15 protein-coding genes are annotated in these 14,719 nt (G+C 71.4%); 8 read left to right on the top strand and 7 right to left on the bottom strand.

All coding sequences use genetic code 11. The annotated features are described in order from the left end of the window. Nucleotides 1–4: 4 nt before the first annotated feature. Entirely contained in the window at nt 5–613 is a 609-nt protein-coding gene (locus tag SVTN_RS38560) for a TetR/AcrR family transcriptional regulator (RefSeq protein WP_041133214.1), read from the bottom strand. 96 nt (nt 614–709) lie between these two features. Here SVTN_RS38560 and SVTN_RS38565 point away from each other — a divergent pair, with 96 nt between their 5' ends. The 4 genes from SVTN_RS38565 (at nt 710) to SVTN_RS38575 (ending at nt 3,617) form a co-directional block, all read left to right on the top strand. Beyond that, nucleotides 710–1,978, top strand: coding sequence for an NADH:flavin oxidoreductase/NADH oxidase family protein (locus SVTN_RS38565; RefSeq protein WP_041133215.1), 1,269 nt, complete (start codon nt 710–712; stop codon nt 1,976–1,978). A gap of 112 nt (nt 1,979–2,090) precedes the next feature. Further along, a complete protein-coding gene (locus tag SVTN_RS38570; RefSeq protein ID WP_041133216.1) occupies nt 2,091–2,618 on the top strand; it encodes a hypothetical protein in 528 nt (175 codons plus the stop codon). A gap of 311 nt (nt 2,619–2,929) precedes the next feature. Next, complete coding sequence (locus tag SVTN_RS44920; protein ID WP_167352228.1) at nt 2,930–3,097, top strand: hypothetical protein; 168 nt, start codon at nt 2,930–2,932, stop codon at nt 3,095–3,097. 67 nt (nt 3,098–3,164) lie between these two features. Further along, the gene (locus SVTN_RS38575; RefSeq protein ID WP_041133217.1) at nt 3,165–3,617 is read left to right on the top strand and encodes a DUF5709 domain-containing protein; all 453 of its coding nucleotides are present in this window, start codon (nt 3,165–3,167) and stop codon (nt 3,615–3,617) included. Between the two features lie 14 nt (nt 3,618–3,631). Here the strand turns inward: SVTN_RS38575 and SVTN_RS38580 are convergent, their stop codons facing one another. Further along, on the bottom strand, nt 3,632–4,783 hold the full coding sequence (locus SVTN_RS38580; RefSeq protein ID WP_099055347.1) for a PucR family transcriptional regulator: 1,152 nt from the start codon (nt 4,781–4,783) through the stop codon (nt 3,632–3,634). Between the two features lie 160 nt (nt 4,784–4,943). Between SVTN_RS38580 and SVTN_RS38585 the strand changes: the two genes are divergently transcribed. Beyond that, entirely contained in the window at nt 4,944–6,431 is a 1,488-nt protein-coding gene (locus SVTN_RS38585; RefSeq protein WP_041133219.1) for a long-chain-fatty-acid--CoA ligase, read from the top strand. Nucleotides 6,432–6,479: 48 nt separating this feature from the next. On the opposite strand, the gene SVTN_RS38590 is transcribed toward SVTN_RS38585, so the two are convergent. Then, complete coding sequence (locus SVTN_RS38590; RefSeq protein ID WP_041133220.1) at nt 6,480–6,905, bottom strand: tautomerase family protein; 426 nt, start codon at nt 6,903–6,905, stop codon at nt 6,480–6,482. 99 nt (nt 6,906–7,004) lie between these two features. On the opposite strand from SVTN_RS38590, the gene SVTN_RS38595 reads away from it, so the two are divergent. Continuing rightward, entirely contained in the window at nt 7,005–7,487 is a 483-nt protein-coding gene (locus SVTN_RS38595; protein WP_041133221.1) for a winged helix-turn-helix transcriptional regulator, read from the top strand. A gap of 59 nt (nt 7,488–7,546) precedes the next feature. Here the strand turns inward: SVTN_RS38595 and SVTN_RS38600 are convergent, their stop codons facing one another. The 4 genes from SVTN_RS38600 to SVTN_RS38615 all read right to left on the bottom strand — a co-directional run bounded on the left by SVTN_RS38600 (nt 7,547) and on the right by SVTN_RS38615 (nt 12,331). Further along, nucleotides 7,547–8,758, bottom strand: coding sequence for a PucR-like N-terminal domain-containing protein (locus tag SVTN_RS38600; protein WP_041133222.1), 1,212 nt, complete (start codon nt 8,756–8,758; stop codon nt 7,547–7,549). A gap of 217 nt (nt 8,759–8,975) precedes the next feature. After that, complete coding sequence (locus SVTN_RS38605; RefSeq protein ID WP_041133223.1) at nt 8,976–9,917, bottom strand: hypothetical protein; 942 nt, start codon at nt 9,915–9,917, stop codon at nt 8,976–8,978. A gap of 47 nt (nt 9,918–9,964) precedes the next feature. Next, on the bottom strand, nt 9,965–11,548 hold the full coding sequence (locus tag SVTN_RS38610) for a DUF6801 domain-containing protein (protein WP_342669702.1): 1,584 nt from the start codon (nt 11,546–11,548) through the stop codon (nt 9,965–9,967). 159 nt (nt 11,549–11,707) lie between these two features. Then, nucleotides 11,708–12,331, bottom strand: a complete 624-nt coding sequence (locus SVTN_RS38615) for a hypothetical protein (protein WP_041133225.1) — start codon at nt 12,329–12,331, stop codon at nt 11,708–11,710. A 616-nt stretch (nt 12,332–12,947) separates the two neighbouring features. Here SVTN_RS38615 and SVTN_RS38620 point away from each other — a divergent pair. Next, the gene (locus tag SVTN_RS38620) at nt 12,948–13,958 is read left to right on the top strand and encodes an ABC transporter ATP-binding protein (protein WP_041133226.1); all 1,011 of its coding nucleotides are present in this window, start codon (nt 12,948–12,950) and stop codon (nt 13,956–13,958) included. Then, on the top strand, nt 13,955–14,719 hold the full coding sequence (locus tag SVTN_RS38625) for an MlaE family ABC transporter permease (protein ID WP_030212814.1): 765 nt from the start codon (nt 13,955–13,957) through the stop codon (nt 14,717–14,719). Before SVTN_RS38620 ends, SVTN_RS38625 begins: the two co-directional genes overlap by 4 nt.

Here is a 14,719-nt window from a genome sequence, read left to right on the forward strand (position 1 = left end):
CCGATTATTCGTCCGTCGTGCCGCCGGGCCCCAGCGCCGGGGAGGCGGTGAACAACGCGTTGACGGCGGCGCGGACCTGGTCGGCGACCACCTCGGGGGAGGAGGAGTCCAGCTTCCCGTCGAGGTGCAGGAACGCCAGGCCGTGGACGAGGGCCCACACGGTGGTGGGGAGGGCGCCCGTCTCGTCCGCGCCGGGGAAGGCCTCGCGGACGAGGCCGCGGACGTACTCCGTGATGACGGCGGTCGCGGCGACGCGTTCCTCGTTGGTGGGGTCGCACGGTTCGGCGAACATCGCCCGGAACAGGGCGGGGTGGTCGAGCGCGAACCGGACGTAGGCGACGGAGACCGCGGCGAGGTCGTCGGGCGTCGACGGTGAGGGGTGGGCCGCGGCCAGGTGCTGGGCGAGCTCGCGGTACCCCTCCGCGGCGACCGCGGAGACGAGCGCGTCACGGTCCTCGTAGTGGCGGTAGGGGGCCGTGGCCGACACGCCCGCCCGGCGGGCGACCGCGCGCAGCGAGAGCCCGGCGCTGCCGTCCTCCTCCAGGAGTTCCCGCGCGGCGCGCAGGCAGGCGGCCCGCAGATCGCCGTGGTGATACGTACCTGTTTGAGACATAGGTCACCTTCCCTTATGTTTGCGCCGCTTACATGTTGCCCTAATGTGAGTGGTGCATACATCGTAGGCGATCGACATGGAAGAAGGAATCGGGAGATGACCAGCGAGCTGTTCTCGCCGCTGCCCCTGCGCTCCGGGCGGACACTGAACAACCGGATCGCGAAGGCGGCCATGGAGGAGAACATGGCCGGCGACGGCCAGCTTCCCGACCGGCGGCTGCTGACGCTCTACCGGCGCTGGGCCGCCGGCGGCACCGGCCTGCTGATCACCGGCAACGTGATGGTGCACGCCGAGGCGCTGACCGGCCCCGGCGGAGTCGTACTCGACGAGCACGCGCCGCTGGAGCCGTTCGCCGAGTGGGCCGCGGCCGGCAAGTCCGGCGGTGCGGCGATCTGGATGCAGATCAACCACCCCGGCCGCCAGGTGGCGTCCGACATGCCCGGTGTCGTGTGGGGCCCGTCCGACGTCGGCGTCGACCTGGGCAAGCACAGCGGCCGCTTCGGCCGCCCGACCGCCATGACCGAGCAGCAGATCGAGGACACCGTCGCCCGCTTCGCCGTCACGGCCCGCCGTGCGGAGGAGGCGGGGTTCGACGGGGTCGAGGTCCACGCGGCGCACGGCTACCTGCTGTCGCAGTTCCTGTCCCCGCTGGTCAACAAGCGCACCGACCGGTGGGGCGGGTCGCTGGAGAACCGGGCCCGGATGCTGCTCGACGTGGTCCGCGCGATCCGCGCCGCCGTCTCGCCGTCCTTCGCGGTCGCGGTGAAGCTCAACTCCGCCGACTTCCAGCGCGGAGGCTTCGACGCCGACGACGCGCGGCAGGTGATCGGGATGCTCGAACCGCTCGGCGTGGACCTGGTCGAACTGTCCGGCGGCAGCTACGAGAGCCCGGCGATGACCGGCCGTCCCGCCGACGACCGCACCCGGGCCCGCGAGGCCTACTTCCTGGACCTGGCCGAGGACCTCGTGAGGACCAGCCCCGTCCCGCTGATGCTGACCGGCGGCATCACCCGGCGCGCCACGGCCGAGACGGTCCTCGACAGCGGCGTGGCGGTCGTCGGGATGGGCACCGCCCTCGCCGTCACCCCCGATCTGCCCGACCGCTGGAAGCGCGACCGCGAGGCCGAGCGGCAGCTGAAGCCGGTGACCTGGTCGGACAAGACCCTCGCCTCGGCCGCCGGCATGGCGGCGGTCCGCCACCAGATGCGCCGCATCGCCCGCGGAAGGAACCCCAGGCCCGGCACCCACCCGGCGATCGCCCTCCTCTCCGAGTCCCGGAAGCAGCGGGCGGCCCTGCGCGGCTACCGCGCCTGGCTGGCCGCATCGGGGACCGGCGACGGCCGGGGAACTGCCGCCAGGGGATGAGGGCCGGGAAGCAGGAACCTCTCGGCCTTCCCGTACGTTCCGGAGGGCGACCTGATCGTTTTGACGTGTGACACGGCGGCGGCGCGCCGCCGTCGGGGGAAGTGAGCAAGCCATGGCCATGGTGGGTCTGTTCTGGATCGCCGAGGGCGACGTGTACGTGGGCGCGAAGCCGTCCGGTCCGGCTCCCGGGGTACGCCTGACCCCCGACGGCGTGCTGGCCCTCGGCGACGGACAGTCCGGCCTCCACCTGTGGGAGGACGTGCGCGCCCTGACGGTGTCGGACGTCCCCGTGAAGTCCCTGAAGCGGCAGGTCGGCGTGGTCACGGACGTGGCCCTCGACATCGTGATGAACCTGGCCATGACCCTGGGTCCGGGCGTGGGCGGCGAGGCCCCGCCGCTGATGACGCTGGGCATGGAAGCGCACGACGGCGAGTACGAGATGAAGGCCTACGTGGCCGCGGCCGTCGGCTACTCCCCGACGGAGGTCGACCTCTCCCGGGCCCTCCTGTCCCGCCTCACGGAGGGCGCCGCGACGATGGCCACGACGCTGGCGGCCATGTCCGAGTGGGGCCGCACATGGGAGGGCGGAACCCCTCGCGGGGCACAGCGGGAGGAGCTGCTGCGGCGGTGGGTGGGCTAGGGCCCGCCCGGCCCGTCCGACCCTGATCCGCCGGGCGGCCCCTGGGGCCCGCCCGCCCCTCCGCGCCGGGTCACGGCCGGTGGAAACACCGGGTTGCGCTTGTACCGGAGGCGGGGATCATGGAATGGAGAACAGGGAATCGACGCCTGTCGAAGGCGCCCCGCACCAGGGATGTGCGGACCCGTCCGCGTGCGGGCCGGCAGTCGTCTCCCGGCCGGTCCGAAACGACGGCTCGGGCCGCCGGTCCACGTCGTGCTCCGCCACGCATCAGCATCGGCCGGCATCGACCGCACTCCCCCTCAGGAGGCGCCATGACCGTACCCGACGATCCACTCGGCGCATGGACGGGTCGGTTGCTCCGGCTCGGCGTCGGCATCTCGCCGGACGACGCCCGGAAATTCGTGCACGACCTGTACGCGAAGGCCCAGTCAGACCTCGACGACGAGCGGGCAGAGGCCGATTTCGAGCGAGAGGAGTGAACCCGGGCGAGAGCCGTCGTGGACCTGGGAACAGCTGGTGGCCCCTGCCGCAGGAACGGAGTTCCACATGACCGAGGCGCAAGCGTGGGGCGATGACGTCTACCAGCCCGACGGCAGCGAGGTCCAGGACGACGTGGGTCTCCTGGACTACGAGGACACCCTGGAGGGACCGGTCGGCAACCCGCTCGACACGGGGTACTCGCCGCCGGAACGGCCCCTCGGAGCCGAGCACACAGGAGTGACCGCGGCCGAACGGCAACGGGGCGAGTCCCTCGACGAGCGCCTGGCGGAGGAGGAGCCCGAGCTTCCCCTCCTCGAAGGCGACGGCCTCGGCGACACGACGGACACCGACGGGGAGTTGCTGGACGACCAGGTCGGCGGCCGGCGCGCGGGCCGTCTGATGGCCGAGGACGAGGGCACGGCCCCCATCAGGGCGGAACTGAACGCCCGGGACCTCGGCATCGACGGCGGCGCCGCCTCCGCCGAGGAGGCCGCGATGCACATCATCGACGAGGAGTGACCCCCTGAGGGGTGTCAGCTCGCCCCCGGATTGCGGACCGCCAGGAGTGCCGCGCCGATGTCCGCCGTCGCCCGTGGATCGGAGAGGGACCGGCCGGTCAGTTCCTCCACGCGGCGCAGGCGGTAGCGGACGGTGTTGGGGTGGACGAACAGGCTCCGGGCCGCGGCGCCGGCCGAGCCGGCGGCGGCGAACCAGTGCTCCAGGGTGCGAAGGAGACGGGACCGCTCCGCGGCCGGAAGATCGAGCACCGGACGGAGCACCACCTCCATCAGGTGCGTGGCCTCGGCCGGAGCCGCGGCGACGACCATGGCCAGCGGGTTGTCGTCGAAGCGGGCCACGCCGGGGCCGGTGCCCTCCAGACCGGCTAGGGCGAGACGGGCGAAGCGCAGGGCCTGCGGCGTGTCCCGCAGCGAGTGGAAGCGCGGACTGAAGCCCACACGGGCGCGCGTCCGGCGGAGGATGCGCAGGCAGGCGGTCTCCGCCGACGCCGTGGGCAGGGCGATCAGGGCGAGTTGCTGGTCCGGCAGAAGCCTCCAGGCGGAGGGGAGGTTCGCCTGGCGCAGTGCGGCCTCCGCCCCGGTGAGCGGCTCCTCGCCGGGAGCGCCCGCCTTCGCCGCGGCGACCGCGTAGGGCCCGTGTTCGGGCAGTTCCAGTTCGTGGGCGGTCTCCCACAGGGTGCGGTCGGTGACGATGCCGGTGAACAGCGCCTCCACCAGGGCGGAACGCCGCGCCTGTCCCTGTGCGGTGAGTTCGGCGGCCGCCTCCCGGTAGGCCACCGCCACGGCCTCGGAGTACAGACCGGACAGGGCCCAGAACTCCGTCGACTCCGACAGCAGGAGATCGCCGGAGACCTCGGGACGCGTGCGGGCCTCGGCGAGGATCTCCGTCCACAGGAATTGCGAACCGATCCGGTACGCGTGCAAGGTGTCCGCCAGCGGAACTCCCTGCTCCGCGCGGAGCCGCCCGGTCTCACGGGCCGAACTCGCGTCCGGAGTGCCTCCGAGGCGGAGGTGGCTGAGGATGAGGTCCGCGTTGGCGGTGCAGGAGTGGCGCAGCGAGTCCAGGGGGATCAGCGACTCCTCCTCGTACGCCTCGACATGCGCGCGGATGCGCAGTGCCATGCGCTCGCCCAGCTCCGGAAGCCTCGCCTGAAGCGCCTCCGCCACACCCGAAAGGATCATCCCCGCAGCTTAACGCCGTCGGATTGTCCCCAAGGACAATCCGGAAGGCCGCGCGTTGTCCCGTCGGCCATAGGCCGCGGCCGCACATGACTGCAAGATGCCGACGGTGTAAACATTCGGCGATTCCGTGTAACGGAGGCGGGTCATGGCCAATCTGGCAGGGTTCCTCGTGGAGACGGCCGGGCGGCAGCCCGAGCGCCCCGCGCTGCGGCTGGGGGAGCAGGTCATCACGTACGCGGAGCTGGACGAGCGCAGTGCCCGCGCCGCCGCCCTGCTCAGCTCCGAGGGCGTGCGGCCCGGCGACCGGGTCGCCCTGATGCTGCCCAACGTCCCCGAGTTCGTCGTGCTGTACTACGGCATCCTGCGCGCCGGAGCGGTCGTCGTGCCGATGAACCCGCTCCTGAAGACCCGGGAGACCGAGTTCCACCTCGCCGACTCCGGCGCGGTGCGGCTCTTCGAGTGGCACCAGGCGCCCGGCGAGGGTGCCCAGGGAGCGGCCGCCGCAGGCGTGCGGCACACCGCCGTCGAACCCACCGCGTTCGCCGAGGCGCTGGGCCGGTACGAGCCGCTGCCCGAGGTCGCCGACACGGACGACGAGGACATGGCCGTCCTGCTCTACACCTCCGGGACCACCGGTCGCCCCAAGGGAGCCGTGCTCTCTCATGCCGGGCTGCGGCACAACACCGAGGTCAACAGCGTCCACATCCAGGAGATGACGCCGGAGGACGTGGTGGTGGGCTGCCTGCCGCTGTTCCACATCTTCGGGCAGATCTGCACCATGAGCGCGGCCGTCCGCAGCGGCGCCTCGCTCGTCCTGATCCCGCGCTTCGAGCCGGGGGCCGTCCTCGCCGCCATCGCCCGCGAGCGGGCCACCGTCTTCGAGGGCGTGCCGACCATGTACGCGGCGCTGCTCCAGCACCCGTCGGACGCGGACGTGTCGACGCTGCGGATGTGCATCTCCGGCGGCGCCTCGCTGCCGGTGGAGATCCTGCACGGCTTCGAGCGACGGTTCGGCTGTCCCGTGCTCGAAGGCTTCGGCATGTCCGAGACCAGCCCGGTGGTCACCTTCAACCACCCCGACCGGCCCCGCAAGGCCGGCTCCATCGGCACCCCCATCCGGGACGTCGAGGTGCGGCTCCTCGACGACAAGGGCCAGGACGTGGCCCGGGGAGAGATCGGCGAACTGGCCGTCCGGGGGCCGAACCTGATGAAGGGCTACTGGAACCGCCCCGAGGAGACCGAGGCGGCCATCCCCGACGGCTGGCTGCGCAGCGGCGACCTGGCCCGCGCCGACGAGGACGGCTACCTCTACATCGTCGACCGCAAGAAGGACATGATCATCCGCGGCGGCTACAACGTCTACCCGCGCGAGATCGAGGAGGTCCTCCACGAGCACCCGGCCGTCGCCCTCGCCGCGGTGGTGGGCCTCCCGCACCCCGAACTGGGCGAGGAGGTCGCGGCCGCGATCGTGCTCCGCCCCGCCGGGGAGGCCACCCCCGACGAACTGCGGGAGTACGTCAAGGAGCGCGTGGCGGCCTACAAGTACCCGCGCAGGGTGTGGCTCGTGGACGCGCTGCCGCTGGGACCGAGCGGCAAGATCCTCAAGAGGGAGATCACCGCGCCCGTGGAGTGAGGGCCTCGGAACGCGGTGTGCCCCGCCCCCTTCCGACCGCCGGCCGGGTCAGTAGGGGGTGGCCGCGTTCTGTTCGGCCCAGTGCCGTTCGGCGTCGGAGCCGCCCGGCGGAGGGACGAGACCGTTGATCATCCAGAGCTCATCGCTGGTCTCGTCGACATGGAACTCCCAGTGGAGTCCGGCGTGCCGTTCGAGGTGGGGGCGCAGCATCTCCCTGATCCAGAGGGCGGTCCGTCGCCTGCTGTCCTCGTCGGGGTTGCGCCGGGCGATGTGGTCGATGGTGATGCGGACCCCGACCGGGGTGGGCTCCCCGCCGACGTAGAAGTCCTCGGGCCGGGTCTCCCGGAAGAGGGTGACCACGTAGAAGCGGGGCAGGCCGACCTTCTCGTAGTGGTCCGCGACCGACGCGGCGAGCCGGTGCTTCTCGTCGTCGGAGAAGATTCCCGGTGTGTGGTGAACGGTCCACAGGGGCATGGCGGTTCATCGCTCCTTCCTGACTAACGATCTCGTTAGTCAGATGCAAGCACGCCAGGGCTGAGTAACGCAAGCATTAGTTATACTGAGCCGGTGGCGATGAGGTTCGAGAAGCGACTGGGCGACCGGGACGCGTGGTCGATCGGCGACGGGTGCTCGGCCGGCCGGGTGCTGGACCTGCTGAGCACCCGGACGGTCTTCATGGTCGTACGGGAGTGCTTCTACGGCACGACCAGGTTCGAGGACTTCGTGGCGAGGATCGGCGCCTCCGCGCCCTCGGTCTCCCGGGCGCTCAAGCAGCTGGAGTCGGCCGGGGTCGTGACCCGCACCCCCTACCAGGAGCCGGGCAAGCGCGCACGCGACGAGTACCGGCTGACCGAGGCCGGCGAGGACCTGCTGCCGGTCTTCCTCTCGTTGATCCGGTGGGGGGACACGTACCTGCAGGACGGCCACCCGCCCCTGGCCTTCGTCGAGGCCGACAGCGGCCGTCCCTTGAGCGTCCGCGTGACCGCCGACCCGGCACCGGATCCGTCCTCCGACGACATCGAGATCCGCCTGCACCCCGCCTGGCGCCGCGACTGAACGACGGGCCGCCGTGACGCGGGAGGCGGGGAGGCGGGGAGGCGGGAGGCGTACGAGGCTCAGTCCGCGCGCTTCCTGCCGTGGAGGTGGAGCGAGCGCAGGGCCGCCTCCAGGGCGAAGCGGTGCTCGGGGTCCAGGAGCCGGTCGCCGAAGTGGTTGTCGAGGTTCCGCAGCCGGTAGCGGACCGTCTGGGCGTGGACCCCCAGCATCTCGCCGACCTGTTCGGCGGGGGCCCGGGTGGAGACGTGGACGCGCAGGGTCTCGACGAGGCGGTCGCGCCGGGTGCCGGACAGGCCGTCGAGCGGGGCCAGTTCGCGCCGGGCGAGCTGGTCCATGAGGGCCGGGTCGGACAGCAGCCACAGGGTCGTGAGGTGCTCCTCGCAGCGCACGACGGGCGCGTCCGCCACGATGCCGTCGTCGATCAGCTGGAGGATCCGCCGGGACCAGCGCAGCGAGTGGGCGGCCTGCGCGGTCGGCACGGTCAGCCCGAGGATCGCGGGCGTGCCGGACAGGGCGTCGTCGAGCATCGCGAGGCGCTCGCCGGTCAGCGGGCCGGGGACCAGGAGATACGGGTGCGGAAGGCCGGGGTCGGCGAGGACGTCCCGGTCGAGCCGTGACGGGACGAGGCCGGTGGCGGGCGGCCGGAGGGCGACGACGGTGCACTCGGCGGGGAGCTGCCAGGACGCCTCCCGGCAGAGCTCGGCGATGGTCGCCCGGGGCAGCGGCGGTCCGGCGACGACCAGGTGGAGCAGCTTCCTGCGCAGCGCGGCCACGTCGGAGACCGCCCGCGCCTGGACGGTGACGTACCCCTCGCGGGAGAGGGCCTCCAGCTCCTCCACGTACGCGAAGAGGGCGTCCGCGAAGGCCAGGATGAGGGTGGGGGAGAGGTTGTAGGTGCGCCCGATGCTCTTGGCGCGGCGCAGGGCGATGCGCGCGCCGAGGCGGTAGGCGCCTTGTAACGTGTCGAGGTCCCGGCCCTCGTACGCCTCCACCCGGCCGAACTGGCGCAGGAGTTCGTCGCGGAGGGCGGACTTCGTCCCCGGGTGGTCGACCCGGTCCACGAAGGCGGACAGGGCGTGCTCCACGCCCTGGCGGATGGCGTCGGAGTGGGGGCCGTTGAAGAGGTGGGCGTAGACCGGGTAGGCCCGCTCGATCTCGACGCCGATCTCCTTGATGAGCCCCGGGATCTCCGGTCTCATCAGCGCGGCGAACTCTCTGGGCAGCGGATCGAGCGGCTCACCGAGCGCCGGTGACTGTGCGATGGAGGGCATGAACCGATCCCTTGCTCTGCTACGCGACCGGTGGGGGAGCGGCACGGCGGCGCCCGACCTGGAGTGGTGGGCGCCGCCGTGGCCGTCAGGTACGTACCGATGTGGACTGCTGAAAGCTAGGACAACTGTTGTGTGCTGTACACAACTTGAGCAAGAGTCAGGTCCTCCGGAAGGGCGTACGCGGCCGAGTCGGCCGGTAATCACCCCTGAGTGGCCGTTAGTTGACGGCGGAGTGCCAGTCCTGCGAGAAGACCTTTCCGGCGTCGGGGGCGAGGAGGCCGGGGGCGAAGAGGCCGGTCAGGTGGGTCTGGGTGTCGTTGAGGACGAGCTTGTTCTTCCCGGAGGCGGCGGGCAGCCCCGTCTTGAGGTTGACGGCGCCGTTGACCAGGCCGAGCCCCAGGCCGCAGCCGCTGGCGCCCGGGACGGCGAAGGTGTCGTCGTACTGGGTGGAGCCGAGGAGGTCGAGGCGGCTCAGGTCGCCCTCCTCGTTCGCGGAGCCGTCGCCGTCGAAGCGGTCGACGCCGAACTCGGGCGCGTTCAGGTTCCGCGGGCGCAGCAGGATCGGGTTGGACCTCGTCCCGATGTAGCAGTTGTCGCCGAGGAACGGGTTCTGCAGGTGGATGCGGACCGGGATGGTCACGATCGGCTGGTCGGTCAGGACGCCCGCGATCTGGTCGAAGGCCGAGGGGGTGCCGACCGACTCCATGGTGGCGGTGATCTTGTTGAGACTGGCGTCCGACAGCTGCCGGCAGATGTCGGTGACGAACGGGATGTCGCTCGGACACATCAGGCCCAGCAGACCGCCGGGGACGGTGGCGGAGTCGGCGATGAGCGCGCCGCCGGCGGGCGCGACGACCGAGTTGGTGCCGTCGGCGTTCTGCACGACGCCGATCTGGAGGTTGGTCTTCCCCGTCGGCACGGTCGTGTTGCCCAGCTTGATGGAGCCGCTGAAGGAGTACGAGACGACGCACTGCGGCGAGGTGTCGAGACCGTCCGAGGAGATCATCGCGGTGGCGTCGACGGGGCAGCGGGTGGACGGCGCCCAGCCGCCGTTCAGCACGGGGGTGGCCGCGGTCGCCGTGCCCATGGAGGCGAAGGCGCCCAGAGCGGTGAGGGCGGAGACGGTGGCCAGTTTCGTACGGGCGGAGAGGAGGGGCATGGCGGATGCCTTCCTGGGAGACGGGGTGAAGGGTGGGGCGGGGCCGGTCAGCGCTCGGGCTTGGGGACCTGGCGGGGCTGGAGGTCCTCGGTGCAGAAATCCATGGGGGGAGCCTCGACGCCCACGGAGCAGGTGCTGCCCTGGATCTGCCTGACGTGGTTGCCGGGCCCGGAGATGGAGGCCGTGAGGAGCCGGTCGAGGTTCTCGCCGCCGGCGCCGCATCCCTTGAAGGCGGGGATGGTCACCTCGCCGGTGAGCGGACCGCCGCCGGTGAGGATGTAGCCGACGGGAGGATCGGGGACGGTCTGGCTCCCCTTGCCCAGGAGCACCAGGTGGTCTCCGGGGTGCGCGGCGGGATCGGGCTCCGGGGAGGAGAGCGGCTTCTGCGTGCGGCAGGAGGGGCCGACGTCCAGCCGGGTGCCGTTCACCTCGACGTCGAGGACGCGCAGGGTCAGGGGAACCCGGACGTACGTCGTCAGGATGTTGGTGGGGAAGATGAGGAGGACGTCCGAGTCGATGGACATGGGTCCCGTCTGCTCCAGGACCAGGGTCGCCGTGACCGGGACGAAGTCGAACGTCAGGAAGGTGGCCTTGAAGGGCGGGGTCTGCTTGCGCCCCTGGTGGGAGAGCCTGCCTTCCGCCGGGGTGACGACGTGCATGCTGCCGTCCGGCTTGACGACGAACTCCGCCTGGCCCTGCTCGATCAGGGTGCAGGTCAGCGGGATGAGGTTGGCGCCGCCCAGCTTCCGTACGTTGGAGTAGCCGGTGATGTACGCCGACAGCGACATGGGGGTCGGGTTCTCGGTCCGGCAGGGCGGCGCGTCGGGCCGGGGCGCCGGGGTGCCGGGCGCGTCCTCGTCGGTCGCCGTCAGGCCCCTGCCCGCCTGCTGCCCGGCGTCCGGGGTCTTCGGGGCCGCGTCCGTCCCGTTCGCGGTTCCCGGCTTCGCCGGGGCCGTCCGGTCCGCGGGGAACGACGGCGGGAGCGGGGCGGGGGAGGACGGGGAAGGGCGGCTCGGCCTCGTGGGCGGGGCACTCGGCTCCCCGGTGGCGGCGCCCACCGGAACCGTGGCGAGCACCGTACGCCCCTCCGCGTCCTGACCGGGGACGCACGTGCCGGAGAGGGAGGCTGGGACGGTGGCGGCGCCGTCGGCCGTGCTCAGGGCGAGGTCGACGGCGAGCGCCCCGGCGGTGAGGGTCAGATCGCCGGCGGTGTCCGTCGTCAGGGAGGGCACGTCGCCGGTGGTGGCGAGCGCGAGGGATCCTTCGGCGGGCACGCCGACGGGCTGCGCCGTGCCGCTCCACGCGGTCTCCGTACGCTGCCCGTTCTGGGCCACGCCGACCGTGAGCCGCGTCTCGGCCCGTACGGTGGCGGCCCGGAGCGCGGTGAGGTCGGTGACGGCCGCCGCCGGGAGTTCCACCGTCGTGGTGACGTCGGTGGGCCGGATCTCCTCGCCCACTGCAGCCCTTTCGGGAAAGGCCGCCGTGATCCGTACCGTCGCGGGCTGCTGTCCCGAGGGCAGGGTGCAGACGTAGGGCAGCACGGCGTCGACCTTCAGCGTCCCGACGGCGACGGCCGCGGCCGGAAGGAGAGGGGCGAGCGCCACGAACGCGGCGACCGTCGCGCCGCGCACGCGGGCTCGGGAGGATCGAGGGGTGGGCCGGGGGCCTCTCATTGGTGCTCCGCTCGGGTCGTGCGCGAACGCGGTGGCCTTGCAGGTACGGGGGACGCGGACAGGCCCGCGTCCGCCCGGGCGGGGTCGCCGGCCGGGCGGACGCGGGTTCCTGATCCCTTACGGGTTCGAGCCGACGATCGTCGGGATGGCGGTGCCCGCCTTGAAGAGGTACGTGCCCTTGAAGGTCGGCTTGGCGCCGACCGGTACGGCCGAACCGCAGTTGGTCGACGAGACGACGGTGAGCTCGCCCGCGACGCTGTTGACGGCGAGCGCGCCCGTCGAGTTGGTGTACGAAGCGGACGCCTTGCCCGTGACGCGGAAGACGCAGGCGCCGACGGTCACCTTGGCGTCGACGTTGCCGACGTAGCCCTTGGTGACGCCGGCGGCGTAGTCCTGAGCCACGATCGTCCACGGGGTGGTCGGGACGGTGGTCACGTTGCCCAGCACGCTGGTGCAGGGCGCGCCGGTGGCGCCGAAGGCGATGGAGGTGATCTGGCCGACGGTCGCCGGGTTGCCGGTGGTGCTCGCTCCCGTGCCCGAACCGTTCGACTTCGTACACGTCATGGCGATGCCGTTGACGCTGAGGACGATGTTCCCGCTGTTGACCGCGGTGATGCTGGCCGGGGACGGGCTGACGGTCCAGACCGTCGAGGGCACCGCGGAGGCGGGGCTCACGGCGAGGGCGAAGGCGGCGGAGGCGCCTCCCGCGGCGACGGCCAGGTTTCTGATCGACTTCTTCATGGCTCTGGGACTCTCCTTGGGGATTGACCGGCAGAGGGTGCTTCGGTGGGGGTGCTGCGACGGGTGCGGACGTGGCCGGCGGCCCGGCCGTCCTCCCCTCGCGAAACCTGACGTTACTTGCGGGAAACTTAGCCGAACAATGCCGCGAACCATGATTCTTTGAAGATGCCCGATTGCCTGTCAAGAGGGTGAGCGATGGCGGGAATCCGCTTGGTTCCGGAGTGCGTAATGTCGACAATTCTGATCGATCACGCGAGGTCGGGAAGGGGTTCGGCCGGTCAACTCCGGGCTTTCCTCCGGCCGGTGACAAAACCTCGCGCCGAATTGTCTCGCGGCTGATAAACGACCCGCTGTCCGGCCCTGTTCCGGGAAAACTCCGGATCCGGTATTGCCCCGCGAGGTTACTCGGCCGTAGCGTTCCCGGAGTCGATGCTCAGTCGCAGGTCGGCGCACCACTCTGTCGCGGCGGTGACAAAAACATCCCCCGACTTTGTCTTCGTGGTGACAAACGCGGGAGCGGATCAATGAATTTGCGCCACAGGTATTGTCCGGGTGATCCAGAACGGCCTACCGTGCGCCCGCGGCGCACGCGTCACGCACGTCTGCTGGAGGTGGGATGGGAATCGAAGTAGCCGTCGAGGGACTCACCATGTCCTTCGGCAAGCAGAACATCTGGCAGGACGTGTCACTGACCCTGCCGGCCGGAGAGGTGAGCGTGATGCTCGGCCCTTCCGGCACCGGGAAGACGGTCTTTCTGAAATCGCTCATCGGACTGCTGAAACCGCAGCAGGGCCGTGTCCTCATCAACGGCGTCGACATGGTCAGCAGCCCCGAACGCGACATCTACGAGACCCGGAAGCTCTTCGGCCTCATGTTCCAGGACGGCGCCCTGTTCGGCTCCATGAGCCTCTTCGACAACATCGCCTTCCCGCTGCGCGAGCACACCCGCAAGCGCGAGTCCGAGATCCGGCGCATCGTCATGGAGCGGATCGAACTCGTCGGCCTGCTCGGCGCGGAGGACAAGCTGCCGGGCGAGATCAGCGGCGGCATGCGCAAACGCGCCGGACTGGCCCGCGCCCTCGTCCTCGACCCGCAGATCGTCCTGTGCGACGAACCGGACTCCGGGCTCGACCCCGTCCGCACCGCCTACCTGTCGCAACTCCTCATCGACCTCAACGCGCGGATCGACGCGACGATGCTGATCGTCACCCACAACCTCGACATAGCCGCCACCGTCCCCGACAACATGGGGATGTTCTTCCGGCGCAGGCTCGTCACCTTCGGGCCCCGCGAGGTCCTCCTCACCAGCGAGGAACCGGTCGTGACCCAGTTCCTCGCCGGCCGCCGCGAAGGCCCCATCGGCATGTCCGAGGAGAAGGACGCCGCCCTCCTCGCCGCCGAGGCGGTCGACCCCGCCGGCCACTCGACGGCGCCCCGCGTCATCGTCCCGCAACTGGAGCCCTCTCCCGGTCTGCCGCCCCGCGCGGCCGTCACCCGGCGCCGGGAGCGCGTCCTCGGCATGCTCGACCAGCTGCCGCCCGCCGCCCGCGCCGCCATCCGCGACACCTACGCGCGCAGCGCCGCCGCGCCCACCCTGACCATGCCGGCCCCCGGGAGCGGCTCGTGATCACCGGTGCGCTGCGGCAGACCGGCCGCCTCTTCGCCCTCGCCGCCGAGGTGAGCCGGGCCGTCTTCCGGCGGCCCTTCCAGTTCCGGGAGTTCATCGAGCAGTTCTGGTTCGTCGCGAGCGTCACCATCCTGCCCGCCGCGCTCGTCTCCATCCCGTTCGGCGCCGTCATCGCCCTCCAGGTCGGCTCCCTCACCCAGCAGCTGGGAGCCCAGTCGTTCACCGGCGGAGCCAGCGTCCTCGCCGTCATCCAGCAGGCCAGCCCGCTCATCGTGGCCCTCCTGATCGCCGGCGCCGGCGGCTCCGCCATCTGCGCCGACCTCGGCTCCCGCAAGATCCGGGAGGAGCTCGACGCGATGGAGGTCATGGGCGTCTCGCCCGTCCAGCGACTGGTCGTCCCGCGCGTCCTCGCCACCATGGCGGTCGCCGTCCTCCTCAACGGCATGGTCTCCGTCGTCGGCACCCTGGGCGGCTACTTCTTCAACATCGTCCTCCAGGGCGGCACCCCCGGCGCGTACCTCTCCAGCTTCTCCGCCCTCGCCCAGCTGCCCGACCTCTACATCAGCGAACTCAAGGCCCTGATCTTCGGGTTCATCGCCGGCATCGTCGCCGCCTACCGGGGGCTCAACCCCCGCGGCGGCCCCAAGGGGGTCGGCGACGCCGTCAACCAGTCCGTCGTCATCACCTTCATGCTGCTGTTCTTCGTGAACATGGTGCTGACGGGCATCTACCTGCAGATCGTCCCGCCGAAGGGAGGCTGA

The organism is Streptomyces vietnamensis (assembly GCF_000830005.1).
Taxonomy (GTDB): domain Bacteria; phylum Actinomycetota; class Actinomycetes; order Streptomycetales; family Streptomycetaceae; genus Streptomyces; species Streptomyces vietnamensis.